Origin of the sequence: Phytohabitans kaempferiae, assembly GCF_042433955.1 — a bacterium.
Classification (GTDB): domain Bacteria; phylum Actinomycetota; class Actinomycetes; order Mycobacteriales; family Micromonosporaceae; genus Phytohabitans; species Phytohabitans kaempferiae.
This window is the reverse complement of the sequence record NZ_JBHLUH010000061.1, coordinates 270,937-292,530: the sequence shown is the minus strand read 5'-3', so window position 1 is coordinate 292,530 and position 21,594 is coordinate 270,937. Positions and strand designations below refer to the sequence as shown.

23 protein-coding genes and 1 pseudogene are annotated in these 21,594 nt (G+C 74.1%); 11 read left to right on the top strand and 13 right to left on the bottom strand.

The genetic code is table 11. From position 1 onward, the window contains the following. Positions 1–20 precede the first annotated feature (20 nt). Positions 21–986 carry a tyrosine-type recombinase/integrase gene (locus ACFFIA_RS30240; protein WP_377257249.1) on the bottom strand — a complete coding sequence of 322 codons (966 nt, stop codon included), beginning with the start codon at positions 984–986 and terminating at the stop codon, positions 21–23. Positions 987–1,067: 81 nt separating this feature from the next. On the opposite strand from ACFFIA_RS30240, the gene ACFFIA_RS30235 reads away from it, so the two are divergent. Genes ACFFIA_RS30235 through ACFFIA_RS30215 form a run of 5 tightly spaced genes read left to right on the top strand, consistent with a single transcriptional unit; the run spans position 1,068 to position 4,842 of the window. Then, the gene (locus ACFFIA_RS30235; protein ID WP_377257246.1) at positions 1,068–2,003 is read left to right on the top strand and encodes a sulfotransferase domain-containing protein; all 936 of its coding nucleotides are present in this window, start codon (positions 1,068–1,070) and stop codon (positions 2,001–2,003) included. 10 nt (positions 2,004–2,013) lie between these two features. After that, positions 2,014–2,931, top strand: a complete 918-nt coding sequence (locus ACFFIA_RS30230; RefSeq protein WP_377257243.1) for a hypothetical protein — start codon at positions 2,014–2,016, stop codon at positions 2,929–2,931. Positions 2,932–2,974: 43 nt separating this feature from the next. Further along, entirely contained in the window at positions 2,975–4,003 is a 1,029-nt protein-coding gene (locus tag ACFFIA_RS30225) for a helix-turn-helix transcriptional regulator (RefSeq protein WP_377257240.1), read from the top strand. Then, positions 4,000–4,410 (top strand): nitroreductase family deazaflavin-dependent oxidoreductase, encoded by a 411-nt coding sequence (locus ACFFIA_RS30220; RefSeq protein ID WP_377257237.1) that lies wholly within the window; start codon positions 4,000–4,002, stop codon positions 4,408–4,410. Before ACFFIA_RS30225 ends, ACFFIA_RS30220 begins: the two co-directional genes overlap by 4 nt. Before the next feature lie 33 nt (positions 4,411–4,443). Then, on the top strand, positions 4,444–4,842 hold the full coding sequence (locus ACFFIA_RS30215; protein ID WP_377257235.1) for an ArsR/SmtB family transcription factor: 399 nt from the start codon (positions 4,444–4,446) through the stop codon (positions 4,840–4,842). On the opposite strand, the gene ACFFIA_RS30210 is transcribed toward ACFFIA_RS30215, so the two are convergent. Then, positions 4,730–5,875: a winged helix DNA-binding domain-containing protein gene (locus tag ACFFIA_RS30210; RefSeq protein WP_377257232.1), complete on the bottom strand. Its 1,146-nt coding sequence runs from the start codon at positions 5,873–5,875 to the stop codon at positions 4,730–4,732. The genes ACFFIA_RS30215 and ACFFIA_RS30210 overlap by 113 nt on opposite strands. 220 nt (positions 5,876–6,095) lie before the next feature. Here ACFFIA_RS30210 and ACFFIA_RS30205 point away from each other — a divergent pair, with 220 nt between their 5' ends. After that, the gene (locus tag ACFFIA_RS30205; protein ID WP_377257229.1) at positions 6,096–6,752 is read left to right on the top strand and encodes a carbonic anhydrase; all 657 of its coding nucleotides are present in this window, start codon (positions 6,096–6,098) and stop codon (positions 6,750–6,752) included. Between the two features lie 58 nt (positions 6,753–6,810). Here the strand turns inward: ACFFIA_RS30205 and pip are convergent, their stop codons facing one another. After that, positions 6,811–7,761 (bottom strand): prolyl aminopeptidase, encoded by a 951-nt coding sequence (pip, locus tag ACFFIA_RS30200; protein ID WP_377257226.1) that lies wholly within the window; start codon positions 7,759–7,761, stop codon positions 6,811–6,813. A 34-nt stretch (positions 7,762–7,795) separates the two neighbouring features. On the opposite strand from pip, the gene ACFFIA_RS30195 reads away from it, so the two are divergent. From ACFFIA_RS30195 to ACFFIA_RS30185, 3 genes are read left to right on the top strand one after another with little or no spacing between them, the layout of a single operon-like run. Beyond that, positions 7,796–8,257: a MarR family winged helix-turn-helix transcriptional regulator gene (locus tag ACFFIA_RS30195; protein WP_377257223.1), complete on the top strand. Its 462-nt coding sequence runs from the start codon at positions 7,796–7,798 to the stop codon at positions 8,255–8,257. 53 nt (positions 8,258–8,310) lie between these two features. After that, complete coding sequence (locus tag ACFFIA_RS30190; protein WP_377257220.1) at positions 8,311–8,805, top strand: metallophosphoesterase family protein; 495 nt, start codon at positions 8,311–8,313, stop codon at positions 8,803–8,805. Between the two features lie 56 nt (positions 8,806–8,861). Beyond that, positions 8,862–9,350: an HNH endonuclease signature motif containing protein gene (locus ACFFIA_RS30185; RefSeq protein ID WP_377257217.1), complete on the top strand. Its 489-nt coding sequence runs from the start codon at positions 8,862–8,864 to the stop codon at positions 9,348–9,350. Positions 9,351–9,562: 212 nt separating this feature from the next. On the opposite strand, the gene ACFFIA_RS30180 is transcribed toward ACFFIA_RS30185, so the two are convergent. Continuing rightward, entirely contained in the window at positions 9,563–9,838 is a 276-nt protein-coding gene (locus ACFFIA_RS30180) for a deaminase (RefSeq protein ID WP_377257214.1), read from the bottom strand. A gap of 50 nt (positions 9,839–9,888) precedes the next feature. Here ACFFIA_RS30180 and ACFFIA_RS30175 point away from each other — a divergent pair, with 50 nt between their 5' ends. Together ACFFIA_RS30175 and ACFFIA_RS30170 are read left to right on the top strand one after the other, a co-directional pair. Next, positions 9,889–10,992 (top strand): coiled-coil domain-containing protein, encoded by a 1,104-nt coding sequence (locus ACFFIA_RS30175; RefSeq protein ID WP_377257211.1) that lies wholly within the window; start codon positions 9,889–9,891, stop codon positions 10,990–10,992. 212 nt (positions 10,993–11,204) lie between these two features. Beyond that, entirely contained in the window at positions 11,205–11,549 is a 345-nt protein-coding gene (locus tag ACFFIA_RS30170; RefSeq protein ID WP_173036160.1) for an RNA polymerase-binding protein RbpA, read from the top strand. A 141-nt stretch (positions 11,550–11,690) separates the two neighbouring features. On the opposite strand, the gene ACFFIA_RS30165 is transcribed toward ACFFIA_RS30170, so the two are convergent. From ACFFIA_RS30165 to ACFFIA_RS30125, 9 genes and pseudogenes are all read right to left on the bottom strand, one after another. Beyond that, positions 11,691–12,158 (bottom strand): FxsA family protein, encoded by a 468-nt coding sequence (locus tag ACFFIA_RS30165; protein ID WP_377257208.1) that lies wholly within the window; start codon positions 12,156–12,158, stop codon positions 11,691–11,693. Between the two features lie 81 nt (positions 12,159–12,239). Beyond that, positions 12,240–13,847 (bottom strand): apolipoprotein N-acyltransferase, encoded by a 1,608-nt coding sequence (lnt, locus tag ACFFIA_RS30160; RefSeq protein ID WP_377257300.1) that lies wholly within the window; start codon positions 13,845–13,847, stop codon positions 12,240–12,242. 431 nt (positions 13,848–14,278) lie between these two features. Next, positions 14,279–15,586, bottom strand: a complete 1,308-nt coding sequence (locus tag ACFFIA_RS30155; protein WP_377257205.1) for a glutamate mutase L — start codon at positions 15,584–15,586, stop codon at positions 14,279–14,281. After that, positions 15,583–15,957 carry a 3-aminobutyryl-CoA ammonia lyase gene (gene kal, locus ACFFIA_RS30150; RefSeq protein WP_377257203.1) on the bottom strand — a complete coding sequence of 125 codons (375 nt, stop codon included), beginning with the start codon at positions 15,955–15,957 and terminating at the stop codon, positions 15,583–15,585. The genes ACFFIA_RS30155 and kal overlap by 4 nt, the downstream gene beginning before the upstream one ends. Before the next feature lie 50 nt (positions 15,958–16,007). Beyond that, entirely contained in the window at positions 16,008–16,757 is a 750-nt protein-coding gene (kamE, locus tag ACFFIA_RS30145; protein WP_377257297.1) for a lysine 5,6-aminomutase subunit beta, read from the bottom strand. A 99-nt stretch (positions 16,758–16,856) separates the two neighbouring features. Next, a pseudogene (locus ACFFIA_RS30140) lies at positions 16,857–17,174 on the bottom strand (RloB family protein); the annotation flags it as partial. Further along, the gene (locus tag ACFFIA_RS30135; RefSeq protein ID WP_377257200.1) at positions 17,161–18,342 is read right to left on the bottom strand and encodes an AAA family ATPase; all 1,182 of its coding nucleotides are present in this window, start codon (positions 18,340–18,342) and stop codon (positions 17,161–17,163) included. The pseudogene ACFFIA_RS30140 and the gene ACFFIA_RS30135, both read right to left, overlap by 14 nt. 40 nt (positions 18,343–18,382) lie before the next feature. Then, complete coding sequence (kamD, locus tag ACFFIA_RS30130; protein ID WP_377257295.1) at positions 18,383–19,924, bottom strand: lysine 5,6-aminomutase subunit alpha; 1,542 nt, start codon at positions 19,922–19,924, stop codon at positions 18,383–18,385. A gap of 141 nt (positions 19,925–20,065) precedes the next feature. Next, positions 20,066–21,571 carry an amidohydrolase gene (locus ACFFIA_RS30125; protein WP_377257197.1) on the bottom strand — a complete coding sequence of 502 codons (1,506 nt, stop codon included), beginning with the start codon at positions 21,569–21,571 and terminating at the stop codon, positions 20,066–20,068. Between the last annotated feature and the right edge of the window lie 23 nt (positions 21,572–21,594).

Genomic DNA, 21,594 nt, shown 5'->3' with positions numbered 1-21,594 from the left:
GGCGGCCGGGGCGGGCTAGGTCACCTGGTGGTGCGGCGGGCGCGGGCGGCCCAGATGGCGTACGCGGGGTCGCGGTCGAGGTTGTGCCGGTCGCGGTCGTACCGGCGCGTGGTGCGCGGGTCGGCGTGGCCCATCGCGTCCTGCACGTCCTCCAGGGGTACGCCCTCGGCGCGGGCCGTGGTGGCGAACGCGTGCCGCAGCGAGTGTGGGGAGAGCTTGGCCCAGGCGGGGATGCCGGCCCGGCGGGCGAGGCGGCGCACGAGGCGGAACACCGCGTGCCGGTCGAGCCGGGCGCCGCTGGCCGTCAGGAAGACCGCGCCCTCGGGCGGGCCGGGGCGGATCTCCAGGTAGGCGTCGAGGGCGGCGGAGGTACCCGGAGTGAGGGCCCGGCGCCGGGGGCGGCCGCCCTTGCCCACGAACCGCACGCTGCGGTGTCCCCGCTCGTACCCGATGTCGTCGAGGTTGAGGCTGACCAGCTCGCCGACCCGCAGCCCCAGGTCGGCCAGGAGCGCGACGGCCGCCCGGTTGCGGGCCGCGTGCGGCCCGGTCTCGGCGTCGGCGGCGGCCAGCAGCGCGTCGACCTCCTCCGGGGTCAGCCCCACCGTGCTGGAGTGGTCGCGGGCCACCTTGGGGCGGTCGGCGCCGGCGACCGGGTTGGCGTCGACGGCGCGCAGCTTGGTGAGGAAGTCGTACCAGCTGGAGAGCGCGGAGAGCTTGCGGGCGACGGTGGCCGGGGTGAGCGGGCGCCCGCTGCGTGGCTCGACGGTCGCCTCCAGCTCGCGGCCGTACGCGTTGACGTCGAGGAAGGAGGCGCCCAGCGGGTCCAGGTCGCGGCCGGCGCACCAGGCGAGCCAGCCGGCGATGTCGCGGCGGTAGGCGGCGCGCGTGTGCTCGGAGAGCCGACGGTTGCGCAGCCACGCCTCGGTGAAGTCGGCGCCCCCGCCCCCGACGGCCGGCAGTGCCTGGGGCACGACGACCGGGTGCATGCGCAGATCATCGCAGTGCCCCGGCGCGAAACCGCCGCACGACACGGTAGCCTATTAATCCTACCGGCTAGGGAGGATACGGTGGCGCTGCCCGACTTTCTGATCGCGGGCGTACCCAAGGCGGGCACGACCGCGCTGCACGCGGCCCTGGTGCGGCATCCGGGCCTGTTCCTGCCAGCGGTGAAGGAGCCGAAGTTCTTCCTCTCCGACGGGCCGCCGCCCACCCGCGGCGGTCCGGGCGACGCGCAGACGTACCAGGAGCACGTGTGGCGGCGCGAAGACTACGAGAGGCTCTTCGACCCGGCGCCGGAGGGCGCGCTGCGCGGCGAGGCGACCCCGTTCTACCTGCACCACCTCGACTCCCACGCGCGGATCCACCGGCTCGTGCCGGACGCGAGGATCATCCTGCTGCTGCGCGACCCGGTCGACCGCGCGCACTCCAACTGGACCCACCTGTGGACCGCCGGCCTGGAGCCGGAGGCCGACTTCCTCACCGCCTGCCACCTGGAGGAGCGGCGCAAGGCGGCCGGCTGGGCGGCCTTCTGGCACTACAAGGACCTCGGCCGGTACGGCGCGCAGGTCAAGCACCTGTACGAGTACTTCCCGCGCGAGCAGGTGCTGCTCATGCGCTACCTGGAGTTGCGCGAGACGCCTGCCGCGGCGCTGGACAAGGTGTGCGCGTTCCTGGGCGTGCGGACCGGCGTGCTCGACCACGTACCGGCCGAGAACGTCACCCGCACGGTCGAGAACACCCGCGTCAACGCCGTGCTGCGCTACCTGTTGCGCACAGGTGCCGGGTTCGGGCAGCACTTTCCCGTACCCTTGCGCAAGGTCTTCCGCGGCCCGCTGCTGGCCCTCCTTCAGCGCGGCCACGGGCGGCGCATCCCGCTCAAGCCGGAAGACCGGGCCGCGCTGCTGCCGGCGTTCGCCGACGACATCGCGCTGCTCCAGGAGGTCACCGGCCTGCCGTACGACGACTGGCTGGACGCCGACCGCCACCACACGCCGAGCCGATGAGGGAGGTCGAGTGTCCACTGTGACCCGGACGCTGCCGCTGCCCCGCTGGGAGGGGTCGGCGGTGGCCGTCGAGCCGCCGGACACGCGGGCCGGTGCCTGGGCCGGCGCCCCGTCGTCGATCTGGGCCGACGGCGGCGTCTACCTGGCGTATCGCGTGCGGCTGCCGATCGGCGAGGGGCGCGGCATCGCCAACGTGGTGGCCCACTCGACCGACGGTGTCCGCTTCACCACCGTCGCCGAGGTGGGCAAGGAGCGCTTCGACGCCGAGTCGCTGGAACGGCCCGCGCTGGTCCGCACGCCCGAGGGGCGCTGGCGGCTGTACGTGAGCGCGGCCACCCCCGGCACCAAGCACTGGCGGGTCGAGCTGCTCGAAGCCGACGACCCGGCCGACCTGCCGCACGCGCCCGCGCGCACCGTGCTCGCCGGCGACGACGCGACCGGTGTGAAGGACCCGGTGCTGCTGCGCACCGGCGACGGCACCTGGCACCTGTGGGCCTCCTGCCACCCCCTCGAATCGTGGGACGACGCCGACCGCATGTCCACCTGGTACGCCACCGGCCCCGACGGCGTCGACTGGCGGTGGCAGGGCGTGGCGCTGGCTGGCCGGCCGGGGCGCTGGGACGCCCGCGGCGTGCGCGTCTCCTCGGTGGTGGCCGATGGCGACGTGCTGTTGGCCTCGTACGACGGGCGGGCCACCGCCGGCGAAAACTGGGAGGAGCGCACCGGCACCGCGCTGGGCGCCCGGGGCGGCGACGGGCGGTTCACCCCGCTGATCGCCTCCGAGAGCGGCCCGGTGTCGTCGCCGCACCCGCCGGGCGGGCTGCGCTACCTGAGCGTGGTGGCGCTGCCGGGCGGCGGGCACCGCGTCTACTACGAGGCCACGCGCGCCGACGGCGCCCACGAGCTGCGCACCGAGCTGGTGCGGTAGATACCTGACACATGTTGTCAGGCACACGCGTTAGGTTCGGGGTGTGCGTGCCAGCCGCCTGCTCTCCCTCCTGCTGCTCCTGCAGACCCGGGGGCGGATGACCGCGCAGGAGCTCTCCGCCGAGCTCGAGGTCTCGGTCCGCACCATCTACCGGGACGTCGAGTCGCTCAACGGCGCCGGCGTGCCCGTCTACGCCGACCGCGGCCCGGCCGGCGGCTACCAGCTGCTCGACGGCTACCGCACGCGGCTGACCGGGCTGACCGTCGACGAGGCGGAGACGCTCTTCCTGTCCGGCGTGCCCGGTCCGGTCGCCGAGCTGGGCCTCGGCGCGGTCCTCACCGCCGCCGAGCTCAAGCTGCGCGCCTCGCTCCCGCCCGAGCTGGGGGCGCGGGCCGGGCGGATCCGCGAGCGCTTCCACCTGGACGCGCCGGGCTGGTTCCGCCGCGACGAGCAGACCCCACACTTGTCCGCCCTGGCCGGCGCGGTGTGGGACGAGAAGCTGGTGCAGGCGCGCTACCTGCGGTGGAAGGCGCCCCGGGAGGTCACCCGCACGCTCGCCCCGCTCGGCGTGGTGCTCAAGGCCGGCCGGTGGTACCTGGTGGCGGCCGCCGCCGACGACCTGGACAAGCCGCTGACCTACCGGGTCGGCAACGTGCTCGGCCTCGACGTGCTCGACGAGGGGTTCAGCCGTCCGGCCGGCTTCGACCTGGGCGAGTTCTGGCGGGCGTGGGCCAAGCGGTACGAGGAGAGCGTCTACGTCGACCAGGCCGAGGTGCGGATGACCACCGCGGCGCTGGCGCGGATGCCGCACGTCTTCCCGCCCGCGATGAGCCGGGGCGCGGCCAGCAACGCCGGCCCGCCCGACGAGAGCGGCTGGCTGCGCACCACCGTGCCGATCGAGTCGGTCAAGCACGGCCTGCTGGAGCTGCTCAAGCTCGGCGACGAGGTGGAGGTGCTCGGCCCGCCCGAGCTGCGCGAGCGGTTCGCCGAGACGACCCGCGGCCTGTGCCGCATATACCTGGGGCCGGCGGGCGGTCCCGCGCGGCCGAACCACCGAAGGAGTGAGCGATGACCATCCCCAGTGACATGAAGGCGCACAACCGGAAGGTGATCGAGGAGTTCCGGGCCGCCGGCGGCAGGGCGCACGGCCGGCCGATGATGCTGCTCACTACCACCGGCGCCCGCACCGGGCGGCCGCACACCGCGCCGATGATGTACATCCCGCACGGCGACGACATCCTTGTGGTGGCCTCCAACGCGGGCGCGCCGAAAGACCCGGACTGGTACCGCAACCTGGTCGCGCATCCCGAGGTGGTGGTCGAGGCCGAGGGCGAGACGTACGACGCGACGGCCGTGGTGCCGCGCGGCGACGAGCGGGACCGGATCTTCGCCGGCGTGGTCGAGCGGTACCCCTTCTTCGCCGACCACCAGGCCAAGGCCGGCCGATCCATCCCCGTCGTCGTCCTGCGCCGCCGCTAGCCCGGTATATGCGGGTTCGGTGATATTCGATGCGTGTCGTCTACCTTCGACGTCCTCGCCGAGCCGACCCGCCGCCGCATCCTCGACCTGCTGCTGGAGCGCCCCCGCCCGGTCGGTGAGCTGGTCGAGCAGCTCGGGCTGACCCAGCCGGGCACCTCCAAGCACCTGCGCGTGCTCCGCGAGGCCGGGCTGGTGCGGGTGCGCCAGGACGCCCAGCGCCGCTGGTACGAGCTGCGCCCCGAGCCGCTCACCGAGGGTGAGGCCGCGGGAGCGGCGGTCTCGACCGCGACGGACATCGCGGCAGCTCATGAAAGATCGTCTACGCGTGCCCGCCGACCGTCACCTCGCCCAGCGTCAGCGTCGGCGTGCCTTCGAGGATCTCCCCCAGCCGCTCGACCTGCTCCTGCAACGCCCGCTGCCGGGTCGCGCTGAGCGTGCCGAACGCCTCCACCGTCACCGCGAGCTTCCGGCCAGAGCGCCGCTGGTGCCAGATCCCGGCGACCGTGCCGTCGACGAGCAGCACCGCGAAGTTGCCCGCCTGCCCCCGGTTGAGCGCCCGCTCGGCGGCCCGCCCCGGGAAAACCTTCTCACGGGGGTGGCAGCCGATCCCGTACGCGTCGAAGTACGGCAGCAGACGTACCCCGCGCGGGCGCTTCGCCGGCACCTCGGTGTCACCGGCGACGACCCACGCCCGCTCGCCGTCGACGGTGACCGGCTCCAGGTCGGAGTCGTCAAACAGCTCCTGCGCCCACCGCTGCCCGATCGCCAGCCATTTGGCGAAATGCGCGGAGGTCGCCGGCCCGTACGCGTGCAGGTAGGCGCGGACCAGCGCGGGCAGCGCCTCCCCGGGCGGCAGCGGGGTGAAGCCGGGCAGCCACCGGGCCGGGCCGGTGTACGTGGCCTGCCGCCCCCGGTTGGGCCCGAAGCACATCGCGCCCCGCCGGGTGGCCACCTCCATCGCCTGCATCCACCGCGGCCATTTGTCCTGGAACGCCTCCATCACCCGCTCGCCGGCCCACGGCCCGGTGCGGGCGACCACCTCGGCGGTCAGCTCCTCACCGGTCAGCTCGGCGTCGGCGAGGGCGTCGCCGAGTGCGGCCACGACCTGGTCGACCTGGTCGGGGGTCATCAGCGCGTTGGCGCCGGTCGCGTACGGCGGGGAGGGCAGCGCCCCAAGCGCGCCGACCCACATCGGCAGGTCGGCCGCGGCGAGCAGGTGCACGGTGCCGCGCGGGCCGCGCGTCTTGACCAGCGTGCGCTCGGTCCACAGGGCCTCCCGCACGTGGGTACGGTCGACGCCCGCGACCCGCACCCCGATGGAGGTCTCGGCGGCCGACATGACCTGGGCGTGCGCCCCGCAGATGGCGCTGACGACGGCGGGCAGGTCGGCGGCGGGCGCCGGGGCGGACAGCGCGTGCCGCTCCAGCCGGCGGGCCACGACCTGCGACCAGGTGAACGCGGTCACCTGCCCATGATCGGCGACTGGGGCCTCCGGCGCCACGCAGGGGGCGGCAGTCCGGCGCGCTCGTGGTGCCGCACTGTGTCGGACGCCACACCGGCCGCTGCGGCCAGCTCACCGACCCGCGGTCCGGGTCCTGGCGCGGCCGTGATCGTGGTCATGTGGCCAACGTAAACCTTCGAGTATGGTCCGACTGCAAGGCCGAACCGGCAGACTCCTTGGTGACATGACCCGACTGACAGCGGGAGTTGGCGGGATGGACGACATCGACAGGGACTGGCCGGCGACTCCGGCCTCGGCCCTTCAGCTTCTGGTCGAGGGCAACAAACGGTTCGTCGCGGGCGAGCGGCTGCACCCGCACCAGGACGCCGACCACCGGACCGCGCTGGCCCCGGCACAGCGGCCGTTCGCGGTGCTGTTCGGATGCAGCGACTCCCGGCTCGCCGCCGAGATCATCTTCGACCAGGGCCTGGGCGACCTCTTCGTCGTCCGCACGGCCGGCCACGTGATCGGGCCCGAGGTCCTGGGCAGCATCGAGTACGCGATCGCGGCGCTCGACACGCCCCTGATCGCCGTCCTCGGCCACGACTCGTGCGGGGCGATCGCGGCGGCGCTGGAGGCGGTGCGGCACGGCACGCAGCCCGACGGGTTCATCCGCGACGTGGTCGAGCGGGTCATGCTGAGCGTGCTCGCGGTCCGCCAGCAGGCGCTCGACGACACCGACGCGGCCGTGGAGGAGCACATCCGGTACACGGTCGACCTGCTGCTGCGCCGCTCGAAGGTGATCGCCGACCGGCTCGCCGACGGGCGGCTGGGCATGGTCGGCCTCTCGTACGGGCTCAGCGAGGGCACCGTGCGCCGGATCGCCGGCCACGGCGTCTGAGCCTTCGCCCGGTCACGGGCGCTGTCGGGGCACGACCCCGCGCCGCGGAGCGCTCGGTTCACGGCGCTTTCGCGAAGCGGTCGAGCGCGGCCAGCGCCGCCTCGGCCATCCCGGGATAGCCGGCGCCGTGCCCGGCGTCGTCGACCAGCTCGGCGCCCGGCCATGCCTGGGCCAGCTCCCACGCGTCGTCGAGCGGGCTGCTCACGTCCAGCCGGCCGTGGATGAGCACGCCCGGGATGCCGGCGAGCCGCCGCGCGTCCCGCAGGAGGTCCGCGTCGTCGAACCAGGCCGCGTGCCGCCAGTAGTGCGTGACCAGCCGCGCGAACGTCATCCGGAACGCCGGGTCCGCGTACCGGGCGGAGGGCTTTTCGTCGCCGCGCACCGCGACGTGGCTGTCCTCCCAGGCGCACCAGTCGCGGGCGGCCTTCTCGCGCACGGCGGCGTCGGGGTCGGCCAGCAGCCGGGCGTACGCGCCGACGAGGCTGCCGTCCCGCTCGCCCTCCGGCACGCCGGCGCGGAACGCCGCCCACTGCGCGGGGAAGACCCGCCCCATCGCCCTGGTGATCCACTCGACGTTGCGCTGGGTCAGCACCGCCACGCTGAACAGCACGACGGCGGTGACCCGGTCGGGGTGGCGCTGGGCGTACGCGGTGCCGAGCGTGGAGCCCCACGAGCCGCCGAACAGCAGCCACCGGTCGATCCCCAGCCGCTCGCGCAGCAGATCGATGTCGGCGAGCAGGTGGTGCGTGGTGTTGGTGGACAGGTCGGCGTCCGGGTCGCCGGCCGAGGGGGTGCTGCGGCCGCAGCCGCGCTGGTCGAAGAGGACCACGCGGTAGGCCGCCGGGTCGAAGAACCGCCGCCAGCCGGGCGTGCACCCCGAGCCGGGCCCGCCGTGCAGCACCAGCGCCGGCCGCCCGTCGGGGTTGCCGCAGGTCTCCCAGTACACCTGGTGGCCGTCGCCGACCTCCAGCAGGCCGTGCGCGTACGGCTCGATGTGCGGGTACGTCACTCCCCTAATCTAACAGCACTGTTACATTGGCCGCGTGACCCCCGACCGTGAGGCCGTCGGCACGCTCCTGCGGCACGTCCTGGAGCTGCTCGACGGTGACGTCGCCGCCGTCTACCGCGACGCCGGCCTGCCCGACTACCGCCCGCGCTTCTCTCCGCCGGTACGAGCGCTGGTCGCCGCCGGCCCGATGTCGATCCGCGACCTGGCCGCCGCGGTCGGCGTGACCCACTCGGCGGCCAGCCAGACCGTGGCCCAGATGTCCCGCGCCGGCCTGGTCACGCTCACCCCCGGCACCGACGCCCGGCAGCGGATCGTGACGCTCACCGACCGCGCCCGCGAGCTGCTGCCCACGATCGAGGCGGAGTGGGCGGCGACCACCGCGGCCATGCGCGAGCTGGACGCCGAGCTGCCGATGCCCCTGGCCGACCTGCTCACCGCCGTGGCGGCGGCGCTGCGCGAGCGCCCGTTCCGGGAGCGCATCCGCGCGCACGCGTAGCTCTCGCGCGGCGACGGGCGGCCGGGGCGGCGCTCACGCGTAGCGTGGGCGGCGTGCGCCTGGTCATCACCTCGGACACCCACCTGCCGGCGCGGGCCCGCGACCTGCCCGCCGACCTGTGGGCCGCGATCGACGCGGCCGACGTCGTGGTCCATGCCGGCGACTGGGTATCGGAGGCCGCGCTCGACGCCCTCGAAGCCCGCGCGGCGCGCCTGATCGGCGTGTACGGCAACAACGACGGCCCGGCCCTGCGCGCCCGGCTGCCCGAGGTGGCCCGGGTCGAGCTGGACGGGCTGCGGATGGCGGTGGTACACGAGACCGGCCCGGCCGCAGGGCGGGAGCGCCGCTGCGCGGCCCGCTTCCCCGACGTGGACGTGCTGGTGTTCGGCCACTCGCACATCCCGTGGGACACGGTCGCGCCGGGCGGGCCGCGGCTGCTCAACCCCGGGTCGCCGACCGACCGCCGGCGCCAGCCACACGCGACGTACCTGACCGCGACGGTGACCTCCGGCGCCCTCGGCGACGTCCGGTTGCACCGGCTGGGCTAGCCGGCCCCCGTGGCGGCGACATCCGGATCAACCGGCGATGGGTCATGCTGGAGGCCGTGCTCGAGCATGTCAACGGACTCTCCCGGCGCCACACCCCCGAGTCACTGCGCGCGCTGCTGCTGGAGCGCTCGACTCGCCGTCCCGACGGCTGCCTGATCGTCGAGGGGTACGGCCGGCAGCGGGGCGTCTACCAGAAGATCGCCGGTCGGGCGTGGGCGCACATCGCCGCCTACGCGGTCTTCGTCGGCCCCATCGACCCCGGCTTGGAGGTCGACCACACCTGCGGCGTCAAGGACTGCGTCGAGCCGACCCACCTGCGCCAGGTCAGCCACGCCGAAAACTGCCGCTCCCGCGCCCAGGCGCCGACCTGCCGCAACGGCCACGAGCGTGAGCTCGACCCGGCGACCGGCCGTCTGCGCCGGCAGTGCCGGGCCTGCAACGCCGAGGCCCAGCAGCGCTGGCGGGCACGCCAGGCCGCCGAACGCGCCGCCTCCATGACCCCGCAGGGCCTGGCCGAGTCGAAGACCCGCTGGGATGCCCGCTAGGCGGCGAGGTTTCACCGAATACACCATCCTGATTCATCACGCTTCATAGCGGTCATTATGGTGCACCGCCCAGATGTCCGTTTTCGGATTACTGGATTACCGGTAATGGCAATTCAGTAGTCCGGGCACGGGAGTCCGCGCGGAAGTCCTCACGGGATTCGCGCCGCGATCCGCTCAGGGCGGGTCTGACGGGAACGGTCTCGCGCCGTCGCCTACGAAGGGGAGGCGACGGCGCGAGCACCAACCAGACCAAACCTCCGCCGGCCGGTCAGTAGTAGCCGGCCACCACCGCGCGGGCCTCGTGGTGCAGGGCGGGGCCCCTCCTGCGGCACCGCGGGCCAGCCGCCGCCCGGCTTGAGGGCTTCGAGCTGGTCGGTGGAGAGCGCGTACACGACGCGGCCCAGCCCGGCGCGGACGATCGCGCCGGCGCGCATGCCGCACGGCTGGCAACTGGTGTACATGGTGGTGTCGTCGGTGGCGGCTAACAAGGCGCGTCTGCGCTGCTGGCCGCGTTTTCGCCACTAGACTGCGGGCCACCATGGACGCTCTCGCCGAGACCCGCCCCTGTGCGCACTGCGGCAAGCCGGTCCCTCAGCGGACCGCCGCCGGCCGGCCGTTCCGGTACTGCCGCGACAACGACGGCGCCTGCCAGAAGGCCTCCCGCAACGTCCGGATGCGCCACCGCAACGCGCCCGGCCTGGCCGGGCAGGTCTCCCGCGCCTGGGAGGTGGTGGACAAGCTCGACCAGGCCGTGGAGACGCTGACCGAGGCGCTGCACGCCGAGCTCTCCCCGGCCGGGGTCGACCGACAGGTCGCGGAGGTGCGCGCGGAGGCGGCCGCCGCGATCGCCGCCGCCCAGGCCGAGCGGGACGAGGCGCGCGGCGACGCGGACACGGCCGCCGAGGGGCTGGCCCGGGCGCAGCAGGAGCAGCGCGCCGCCGTACACGAGAAGGAGCGTGCCCTCGCCGAGGCCGCGCGGGCGGCGCAGGCGGCGGCGTCCGCCGGTGAGCTGGCGGCGGCCGCCGACGCGGCCCGTGACGAGGCCCAGCGGTCGGCGACCGCGGCCGACGCGCTGCGTTTCCAGGCCGAACGGGACCGTGACGCGGCCCGCGGCGAGGCGGCGACGCTGCGCCACGAGCGGGACGCCGACCGCCGGGAGCTGGCCGAGACCGGGCGCGAGCGGGACGCGTTCCGGGTCGAGGCCGAGCGCGCCGCCCGGGCCGCCGGGCAGGCGCAGGAGCGGGCCGAGGCCTACCGGGCCGAGGCCGAGTCGGCGGTGGCGGACGCCCGTGACGCCCGGGCCACCGCGGACACCGCCCGCGCGGCGGCGGACGCGGCCCGGGCCGAGGCCGAGGGCGCCCGCCGGGAGCGCGCCGCCGCCGAGGCCGCCGCCGAGCACGCCCGGGCGCGGCTGGCCGACGCGGAGACCGAGCGGGAAAACCTGACACGGGCGCTGCGGGCCGCGCGCGAGGCGGCCGCGTCGGTCGAGGGGCGGCTGGCGGAGTTCGAGATCCGGCTGGCGTCCGCGCTCGCCGACCGGGACGCGGCCCAGGCCCAGGTGGCGATGTTGAGCGCCCAGGTGACGGATCTGGCCACCGCGTTGGCCAACCTGCGCCCGACCGCCGCGCCCTCCGCCAGCTGACCCGCGGACGTGCGCCGTAGAACGAAAAAAAGGGACGAACAGGTCGTAGCTGTCCGAGCGTCACGGCGGCGTCGCTCACCTTGAAGATCCAGCCGCTACCCTCGATAGCGTTCACCGAGCCGAAACACCTGGGGGCCGGTCGGGAATCGTCCGACCGACCCCTGTCGTTACAAAAGTGAAGACCAGCACCACGACCGAGGGGAAAGCCGATCATGGGCGAGCGCATGCTGCGCGGGAGCCGTCTGGGAGCAGTCAGCTACGAGTCCGACCGCAACACCGAGCTGGCCCCGCGACAGACCCGCGAGTACCTCTGCGCCAAGGGTCACCAGTTCGAGGTGCCGTTCGCCGTTGACGCCGAGGTTCCGATGACCTGGGAGTGCAAGTTCGACGGCAGCGTGGCGCGGCTGGTGGACGGCAGCGAGCCGGAGCAGAAGAAGGCCAAGCCCCCGCGCACCCACTGGGACATGCTGCTGGAGCGGCGTTCGATCGCCGAGCTCGAAGACATCCTGGCCGAGCGCCTGGAAGAGGTCCGCGCCCGGCGCGGCCGCTCCGCCTGACGCACTCGCGGCGACGCACGAAGAAGGCCCCCGCCACGCAGGTGGGGGCCTTTCGCATGCCCGGAACTTCGCATGCCCGGGAACGCCGCATGCCCGGGAACGCCGAAAGCGAGGCGGATCACACCGGCCCGGCGGAGCCGGTCAGCGCGGCTCGACGATCTCGCCCTCGATGGCACCGTCGACGTCGGGCGCCCCGCGCCGCACGCGCACCTTGCGAGGACCGAAGAGGTCACCGGCCACGGCCGAGGACACCCGCCGCTCGGTCCACCGCTGCACGCCGCGCCGCGCGACCGAACGGGTCGGCGGGAACAGCAGCACCAGGCCGGTGAGCGCGGTGACGAAGCCGGGCACGGTCAGCAGCACGCCGGCGCCGAGCCCCACGATGCCGTCGATGACCCGCTCACCGGGGTGCTGGCCGGAGTTGGCGGCGGCGATGAAGCCCCGCCAGGCGCGCATGCCCTCGCGGCGCAGCAGCATCAGGCCGGCGAACGAGGCCGCCAGGACCGCCAACACCGCCCACGGGTAGCCGATCCAGCTCCCGACCAGGACGAAGACGGCGATCTCGGCGACCACCAGCAGCGGCAGACCCAGCGCGATTGCCCGTCCCATCCCACAAGGATGCCACGAGCGCCCCGCCTTCCCGGAACCCCGCCGCACGGCCGGGCGGACGGCAAGGCGTCCACACCGGACTCAGCCGCGTCGACGCACCACCACGGACCCGGCGATCAGCACCAGCCCCAAAGCCACCAAAAACACCTCCGGCCACACACCGGCGCGCGTGGCGAGGGTACGGCCGTCGGAGCTGTGCAGCTGGCGCACCACGACCTCCTGCGTGTTGAAGCCGGTGTCCTGGTGCAGCGCCCCGTCCGCGGTGACGAACCCGGAGATGCCGACGGTGGAGGCCATCAGAGCGTCGCGGCCGTGCTCGACGGCGCGCAGCCGTACCATCGCCATCTGCTGGCGTGCCTCGGCGGCGTTGAACGTCGCGTTGTTGGTCTGCACGGCGAGGATGCCGGCGCCGTTGGTGACGGTGTCGCGGACCAGCCCGTCGTACGCGACCTCGAAGCAGATCACGTCGCCGACCACCACCGGGCCGGTGCGCACGACGCCGGGCCGCTGCCCGGGGACCATGGTGGCGACCCGGTCGACGTCCTTGGAGACCATGCGGGCGATGCGGCGCAGCGGCATGTACTCGGCGAACGGCACCGGATGCCGCTTGACGTACGTCTGGTCGAGGTCGGGGCCGGTGCCGGGCAGCCACAGGATGCCGACGTTGCGGAGCTGGCCCTGCTCGGGGCCGCGCAACATGCCGCCGACGAGGATGGGCACGCCGATGGTGTCGGTGGCGGTGGAGATGCGGGCGGCGGCGGTGGCGTCGCGCAGCGGGTCGACGTCGCTGGCGTTTTCCGGCCACACCACCAGGTCGGGACGCTGCTCCTGCCCGGCGGCGACCCGCCCGGCGAGCGCGAGCGTGGCGGTGACGTGGTTTTCCAGCACCGCGCGGCGCTGGGCGTTGAAGTCCAGGCCCAGGCGGGGCACGTTGCCCTGCACGATCGCGACGGTGACCGGCGGGCCGGCCGGCTTCGCGGTCGGTACGAGCAGCCCGGCGGCGGCGACCGCGACCGCGCCGAGCGCCAGCCCGGCCGCGGAGAGGACCAGACGGCCGCGGGCGAGGCGGGCCGACCACAGGTTCCACGGGCGCCACGCGGCGGTGACCAGCAGCCCGCCGGCGAGCGCCACCGCGAACGTGACCAGCGGCGCGCCACCGACCGCCGCCAGCCGCAGCAGTGGGGAGTCGTCCTGGCTGAACGCGAGCCGCCCCCACGGGAAGCCCCCGTACGGCGCGCGGGAGCGCAGCGCCTCCTGCGCGATCCACAGCAGCGCGGTGGCCAGCGGCCAGGCCCAGCGGAACCGGTCGACGAGCGGGCTGACATACGCGGTCGCCGCGCCCATCAGCGCGATGAACGCCGCCTCGAACACCCCGAGGATCAGCCACGGCGCCACACTGACGTGCACGTTGATCCAGCTGAGCATCGGCACCATCAGCGCCAGCCCGGCCAGCATGCCCAGCCCGAAACCGGCCCGCAGCCGCCGCCGGTGCGCCGCGGCGGCCAGCAGCGCCACCCCGACCGGGGCCAGCCACCAGACCCCGTACGGCGGGAGGGCCAGCAGCAGCGCCACCCCGGCCGCGACCGCCATGACCGCGCCGGCGGCCAGCGGAAGGGGTCGCGGGGCGTCCCGCTGCTGCGATTCGGGCGCGCCGCCCTCGGGGGCCGGGGTCTCGACGGGCTCCACCATGGTCACCTGCCGAAGGGTACCGCTACGGGCGCCCGGACCGGGGATGCCGCGGGGCCGGGCGGGGACGCCGACGGAAAATCGGGGCGCCGCCGTGGCGACACCCCGATGCTCCCAGGCCCTACCCGGGGCCGGTGCGACAGTTGATCTCCACGACCTTCGGACCGACGAAACGAGCGCTGGCTGCCCCCGCGTCGCCGTTGTCTACTGGTCGCGGTCACCCCCCTGCCGTTGCACCGACTCAGCTCCTCGGCCGGTCCGCGCCGCCCCGCCGACCCCCGCCCACTGGACCTGGTGTCGGCTTGCTTGGCCAGCGAACGAAGGGACGAAGCGAACAACAGCCGCTCCCCGTTGTAGGACCTAAAGACGGTACGTGCCGCCCCCCATCGGCTGTCAACCACTCCGGCGTGTCGAAGCTCGGCGTGTTTCTGCAATCACCCGACACACAGGTGGTGCCGCAGCAACGCGAGCGCCGCGGCCGGATGGTCGGCGGCCAGCAGGCCGCCCGCGGCCAGCACATACTCCCGATCGACCACAGTGGTCGCCGCCCGCGGGACCGGCCAGCCGCCGCCGTGGTCCGACCGCACCGCATCGAGTACGCGCTGCGCGTCCCCGGCCGGCGCATGGCGAAGGACACCGCCGGAGCCGACCACGAGGGACACGTCCGTCAGGTCCCGCCGGCCGAATCCGCCCGCCTCCCCGCGCGCGTGCCGCCGCACCGCCACCGTCGCGGCGAGCGTGGCGAGCGCGACGTCCTCCCCGGTGGCTGAGTCACCACTCAGCATGGCGGGATCGGCGGCCCGGCGCCGGGCCGCGTCGGGCAACGCGGCGTCGTGTGGCAGCTTCTCGACCGCGGCGGCCGCCACCACGCCGGGCGCGCTCCACCGCACGCCCAGGTCGCCCTCGACGGTGCGGGCCCGGGCGAGCGTCCCGGCCGCGTCGGTGCCGCGCTCCGCGCCGGGCGGCAGCGCCGAGTACACGTCGGTGGTCGCCCCGCCCACGTCGACCACGAGCAGCCCGCGCCCGGTGTGGTCGGCGAGCAGCTCGACGCCGGCCAGCACCGCGTCCGGCGTGGCCGCCCGCACCAGCCGCGCGAACCGCCGCCCGAACTTCCCGCCGATCACGTGCCGCAGGAACACCTCCCGGATCGCCGCCCGCGCCGGCCCCGGGGCGAGCACGCCGATCCGGGGCAGCACGTTGTCCACAATGGTGGCTCCACTCAGGACGGCGGCGACCTCGTCGCGGGCGTCCGCGTTGCCGGCCACCACCACCGGCGTACGCCAGCGGGCCAGCCGGCGCGCGTTGTGTTCCAGCACCTCGCGGTCGCCGCCGTCGGTACCCCCGACGAGCAGGACCACGTCGGGGCGGGCGGCGCGCAGCTCCCGTACCCCGGCGGCGGAGAGCGGCCCGGCCGCCACGTGCACGACCCGCGCCCCGGCGGAGAGCCCGACCCGGTGCCCGGCCTCGGCGGTGACCAGCCGCTCGTAGCCGACCACGGCGAGGCGCAGTCCACCGCCGGCGGACGAGCAGACGTACCAGGAAGGGGAGACCGGCCCGAGCCCGGCGGTGGCGGCCGTGACGGCGGCGCCCAGCCCGGCCATCACGTCGGTGCCGGCGGTGGTGGGATGGCCTGCGGTGGCGACCAGCGTGCCGTCGTCGACGTCGACGACGGCGACCTTGGTGTAGGTGGAGCCGACGTCCGCGCAGACGGCGAGGGCGCGGCTTTGCTGTGGCGCTCTCACGGCACGACGACGGTGCCCACCGCGGTCACCGCCACGATCGGCGGGTCGAGCACCTGCGCGCCCGACCCGCCGGTGCCGCGGCACACCACCACGCAGCGAAACTCGATCGTGCGGCTGCGCGTCCCCACGCGCGTCACGGTCGCGGTCGCCTCGACCACGTCACCGGCCCGCACCGGCGCCGTGAACCGCACGTCCGAATAGGACGCGAACAGCCCCTCGTCGCCGTCGGTGCGGATGCACACCTCGGTGGCCACGTCGCCGAACAGGCCCAGCGAGTATGCCCCGTCGACCAGGTCACCGGCGTAGTGGGCGTGCGCGTACGGCACGTACCGCCGGTGCGTCACCGTCAGCCCCACACGCGGATCCGTCACGCCGCCACCTCCCGTACTGTCCGTCACGCCGCGTCCTTCCGCGCTGTGTGTCACGCCGCGGCCTTTTGCGCGGTGAGCGCGTGCACCAGGTAGCTGGCCACCTCGCGCGGCGTGGTGCCGCGCCCGAAGATCCGGTCGACGCCCAGCTCGCCCGCCATCATCTCGTCGAACCGGGGCCCGCCCGCCACCAGCAGCGGCCGCCGCCCGGCCGGGAACGCCTCCCGGAACGCCGCCGACATCTCCCGCACGTTGTGCAGGTGCGCGTCGCGCTGCGTAACCACCTGGGAGACGAGCACCGCGTCGGCCTTCTCCACGCGGGCCGCCTCGACCAGCTCCGGCACCGTCACCTGGGCACCGAGGTTGAGCACGCGCAGCTCGCGGTAGTACTCCAGCCCCTTCTCGCCGGCGATGCCCTTGACATTGAGGATCGCGTCGATCCCGACCGTGTGCGCGTCGGTGCCGATGCACGCCCCCACCACCGACAGCCTGCGCCGCAGCCGCCGCTTCACGGTGGTGTTGACCTCCTTGGCCGACAGCAGCGGAAAGTCCCGCTCGACGACCCGCACCGCCGACAGGTCGACCAGATGGCGGACCCGCCCGTACACGACGAAGAACGTGTAGCCGTCACCCATCTGCCGGGCGTGCACCAGCATCGCCGGGTCCAGCCCCATCTTCCCGGCCAACTGGAGCGCCGCCCCCTCGGCCCGCTTGTCGTACGGCACCGGCAGCGTGAACGACACCTGCACCATCCCGTCGCCGGTCGTGTCCCCGTACGGCCGCACGATCGCCTTCTCGGTCACGGCACCTCCATGAGGGTCTCGACCAGACGCCAGACGCCGGTCGAGGGGTTGCGGCTGTGGTCCTGACCGCTCGGGTCGAGGTCTCTGGCAGGGGTTGGAGACCGCCAGGTTGACCTTCCGTCGCCGCGCCTCCGCGACGGCCGCGGCCAGGTCGAACTCGTCGACGTCGACCACGCACCACACCTCGTCGAACAGCTCCTGGCTACGCCTGACGAAGGCCGCCTCGTGGTGGACGAGTTGAAGCGGGTCCAGGCCCCTGCTCTTGACGGTGACCGCGACGCCGAGGCGGCCGCCGCCGTGCCGGATGAGGCCGGTCAGATAGGCGGGCTCCGTGCGCAGCCGACCGCAGTAGACCAGGACCTGCCGGCGACGTGAGCGGCTACCGACGCGGCGGTCTGTGCTCCTACGCGGCCGCATCATCATCGAACGCCCGCCGAAACTCCCACTCGGACGCGAGCGGTATCGCGCCGTAACCGCCGGCCAGATAACGCCGCTCCCAGTTTTCCAGCTTGCGTGGCTTGAAGTCGGCGAGCGAGTAGAGGGTGGTGGACCCATCGCCCTGTTTCTCCACGAACCACACCTCGTCCCTGCGCATCGTGTCGTCTCCCAGAATCGGATCCAACAACGTCGCGTCGTGGGTGGTGAAGACCAACTGAGCGGCACGGCGGTTTACCTCCGCGTCGCGGAACAGGCCGACGAAGCAGGCGGTCAGTCTGGGGTGCATGCTGGCGTCGATCTCGTCGACGCAGAGGACCGCTCCGCTGTCCAGCGCGCGCAGCGTGGGCACGATCAGGTGCAGCCACCGCACCGTGCCGGCTGACTCCTCGCCGGTCGTCAGCCACGTGTCGGAGGTGCCGTGGCGAAACTCGATGTCGAGCCAGCGATGCACGTCGTAACCGGGGGCCAGGCGCACGTCGGTGATGCCCACGTCGGCCGCGCGGACGAGGTCGACAACCGTGCGGCGACGCGGCCCCTCGATGAGCCTGCCGAACTCGTCGCCCCACCGTTCCGGCCACTCGTCGGCCATCATCAACCCGGTGCGGAACCACTCGTAAACCGGCCGCACCTCGGCGAGGTTGTTTTGCGCGGCGACGCTCAGAAACAGCGCGTTGCCGCGGGTCAGCCCCGCCAGGACAGCTCCGCGGGTCTTGTAGTCCGGGACCGTCGAGCCGAGCCGGACGCCGTCGTCGTCGCGCTCGAAGATGATCCGGCGCCGGTTGTGCGGATACGTGTGGAGCCATTCGCCGCGTACCCGGTCGTCGTCCACCTCGACGCCGTAGCTGTAGCGGGCGTCGTCCACCTCGATCTCGACCGCGTAGCCCGTCGGCATGGCCGCTGACTTGGGGTCGAGGCGGAAGGGCGTGCGCGGGATGCCGGAGCCTGCCTCCCACGCCGCGTACGAGGTGCGGACCGCGTGCTGGAGCCACCGGAGGGCGTCGAGCAGGTTGGACTTGCCCGAGGCGTTGGCGCCGAAGATGGCCGCGACCGGCACGACGGGCCTGCTCTTGTCGTACACGGGCAGCAGCGACAGCTCCTGCTCGTCCTTGATCGACTTGTGGTTTTCCACCCGGAAGCTACGCAGCATCGCTACCTTCAGCCCTCATCCTGCAAGTAAACCGCAAGAATCAGCCCTTGTCTTCCAGGAGGTCGGTGGCGGGGTTGAAGTAGTCGGGCTCGTGGGCGGCCACCCCGTCCAGGCCCTTGCCCCGGTCGGGCGGGCGTTTCATGATGCCGAACGTCCCGTCGGCGATCGCCTCCAGCAGCGAGCCCGACGCGATCCGGGACAGCAGCTCCACCGCCTCGTCGAGGACCTGGTGCGCGCGCCGCTGGATGAGGCCGCCCGGCGCCGGTGCGAAGTCTTCGTGCAGGCCGCCCGCGGCGTCGAGCACGTACCGCACGTTCTGCAGCGCGATGTCGCGGTCGGACAGCCACGGCGTCACCACCGCCTCGGTCATCATGCCGACCAGCAGGATGCCCTGCCCGGTCATCGCGCCCGCCAGGTTGAAGAAGCCGTCGAGCAGGTTGCCCCGGAACACGTCCCCGGTCATGTGCCGCGTCGGCGGCATCCACTTCAGCGGCGCGTCCGGGAACAGCTCGCGGGCCAGCAGCGCGTGCGCCAGCTCCAGCCGGAACGAGTCGGGCAGGTCCGGGTTGATCTCGAAGGCGTGGCCGAGGCCCAACTGCCAGTCGGCCAGCCCCGCCTCGTGCGCGAAGTACTCGTTGAGCAACTGGCTGACCGTGACGGTGTGCGCGGCATCGACCGCGTCGGCCGTGGTCAGGTAGTTGTCCTCGCCGGTGTTGATGACGATCCCGGCGTGCGCGTGCACCTGCCGGGAGAAGCGCTGGTCGACGAAGGTGCGGATCGGGTTGATGTCGCGGAACAGGATCCCGTACATCGAGTCGTTGAGCATCATGTCCAGCCGCTCAAGGCCGGCCAGCACCGCCATCTCCGGCATGCACAGCCCGGACGCGTAGTTGGTCAGCCGCACGTACCGGCCCAGCTCCCGCGACGACTCGTCCAGCGCCGCCCGCATCAGCCGGAAATTCTCCCGCGTCGCGTACGTGCCGGCGAACCCCTCCCGGGTCGCCCCCTCCGGCACGTAGTCCAGCAGCGACTGCCCGGTCGACCGGATCACCGCGATCACGTCCGCCCCCGCGCGGGCGGCCGCCTGCGCCTGTGGGATGTCCTCGAAGATGTCGCCCGTCGCCACGATCAGGTAGATCCACGGGCGGCGCGGCGCGTCCCCGTACCTCCTGATGAGACGGTCTCGCTCGGCGCGGCGGTGGCCGACCCGGCGCAGGCCGGCCTGGACATGCTTTTTCGCCGCCCGGCGGGCGGCGGTCCGGAAACGCCCATCGGGTACGGCGAACCGCACCGACCCGGCCGCCGCCTTCTGCGCCAGCAGCGTCACGTCGTCCAGGCCCTCGCGCAGCAGCGCGTCGAAGACCGGCGCCGCCACCCCGTGCCCCAAACCCACGTCCGACACGACCGCGTCGACCAGGCGGTTGACCCACGGGATGCCGTCCGGGTCGGCGCCGGCCACCCCCGCCAGCCGCAGCACCGCCCGCTCCACCGACACGGTGGTGTGGCCGCGCGCCAGCTCCACCACGGGCCGCCCGGCCTCGGCCGCCAGCTCCCGCGCCCGCGCCACGGTCGCCGGGTCCAGACCGAGCTTGCCGACCGTGGCCCGCTCCCTCGGCCCCGCCGAAGGCGGGCGCCGGCTCCTCCGCTCGCTCACCGTGCTTTCCGGGGTTCGCTCCCTCGGCGTCGCCGAGGGCGGACCCTGAGTCCTCCGCTCGCTCACGGTCTACTCCTCGTAGATCACTTCGCCGCGCAGCACCGTCCGGCGGCACACCGGCAGCTCGTCGAGCACCGGCAGCCCGCCCGCCAGGCCGCCCGGCACCGACCACACCGCGAACGTCGCCGGCGCCCCCGGCACCAGCACCCCCTCGGCATCGCGGCACACCGCCCGCCAGCCACCGCGCGTGTGCGCCGCGAACGCCGCCCGCACACTCATCCGCTGCACCGGGTTGAAGTGCCGCACCGCCGCCCGCACGGTGCCCCACGGGTCCAGCGGCGTCACCGGCGAGTCCGACCCGAACGCCAGCGTCACGCCGACCCCGTGCATCGCGCCCATCGGGTTCGACTCCAGCGCCCGGGCCACCCCCAGCCGCTGCGCGTACATCTGCGACTCCCCGCCCCACAACCGGTCGAACGCCGGCTGCATGCTCGCCACGATCCCGTACTCGACGAAGCCCGCGATCAGCCGCTTGTTCATGATCTCGGCGTGCTCGACCCGGTGACGGGCGTCCCGCAGCCGCTCCACGCCCAGCTTCCGGGCCGCCTCCCCGAAGCCCGCCAGCACCGTGCCGATCGCCGCGTCGCCGATCGCGTGGAAACCGCCCTGCACGCCGTGCGCCGCACAGTCCAGCAGGTGGTCGCGGACCTGCTCGGCGCTCACGTAGGCGTGGCCGCACCCCTCGGCGTCCAGGTAGGACTCGGACAGGTGCGCGGTCTGCGAGCCCAGCGCCCCGTCCGCGTACAGGTCACCGCCGGCCCCCTGCGCGCCCAGCTCCTTGGCCTTCGCCGCGCCCAGCAGCTCGCCCCAGTACCCGTACACCTCGGGAAGCCCCTGCCCGGACAGGGCCAGCAGCCCGGTGAAGTCGGCCTCGCTCGACGTGCCCGGCCCGCCGCACTCGTGCACCGCCGCGATGCCCAGCGCCGCCGCCCGCCGCAACGTCACCCGCTGCGCCCGCGCGCGCTGCACGGCCGGGACCGAGCCGAGCGCCAGCTCGCGGACCACGTGGTGCGCCTCCCGCCGAACCCACCCCGACTCGTCGAACCCCACCGTGCCCCGCGCCGCCGCCAGCAACGACGGCGTGCACAGCGCCGAGTGGATCGACGCCTGCGACAGGTACGCCCGCCGCCCGCCCGCCGCCCGCTCCAGCGCCGCCGCCTCCGGCTTGGCCTGGTCGTCCCACGTCGTCTCGTCCCAGCCGTGCCCCAGCACCACCGCGTCGCCCGGCAACGACCCGGCGTGCGCCGCCACCGCGTCGAGCACCTGCGCCGCCGAACGCGCCGCGCTCAGATCCAAACCGGACAGCGCCAGCCCGGTATCGGTGGCGTGCACGTGCGCGTCGACGAACGCCGGCGTGACCAGCGCGCCATCCAGGTCGACGGTCACGCCGGCGGCGGGGGCGTCGGCCTCCGGCCCCAGCCACGCGACCGCGCCGTCGCGCACCAGCAAAGCGGTGGCCGTCGGGTCGGCCGGGCTGTAGACCGTGCCGTTGCGGTACAGAGTGGAGGCGCTCATGGCCGTCCTCGCTTCGCCGCGGG

What these genes read in the sequence shown, in the direction of transcription:
- ACFFIA_RS30240 (WP_377257249.1), bottom strand. Translation starts at nt 986, where the DNA reads ATGCACCCGGTCGTCGTGCCCCAGGCACTGCCGGCCGTCGGGGGCGGG.
- ACFFIA_RS30220 (WP_377257237.1), top strand. Translation starts at nt 4,000, where the DNA reads ATGACCATCCCCAGTGACATGAAGGCGCACAACCGGAAGGTGATCGAG.
- ACFFIA_RS30205 (WP_377257229.1), top strand. Translation starts at nt 6,096, where the DNA reads ATGACCCGACTGACAGCGGGAGTTGGCGGGATGGACGACATCGACAGG.
- ACFFIA_RS30175 (WP_377257211.1), top strand. Translation starts at nt 9,889, where the DNA reads ATGGACGCTCTCGCCGAGACCCGCCCCTGTGCGCACTGCGGCAAGCCG.
- ACFFIA_RS30170 (WP_173036160.1), top strand. Translation starts at nt 11,205, where the DNA reads ATGGGCGAGCGCATGCTGCGCGGGAGCCGTCTGGGAGCAGTCAGCTAC.
- ACFFIA_RS30165 (WP_377257208.1), bottom strand. Translation starts at nt 12,158, where the DNA reads ATGGGACGGGCAATCGCGCTGGGTCTGCCGCTGCTGGTGGTCGCCGAG.
- lnt (WP_377257300.1), bottom strand. Translation starts at nt 13,847, where the DNA reads ATGGTGGAGCCCGTCGAGACCCCGGCCCCCGAGGGCGGCGCGCCCGAA.
- ACFFIA_RS30135 (WP_377257200.1), bottom strand. Translation starts at nt 18,342, where the DNA reads ATGCTGCGTAGCTTCCGGGTGGAAAACCACAAGTCGATCAAGGACGAG.
- ACFFIA_RS30125 (WP_377257197.1), bottom strand. Translation starts at nt 21,571, where the DNA reads ATGAGCGCCTCCACTCTGTACCGCAACGGCACGGTCTACAGCCCGGCC.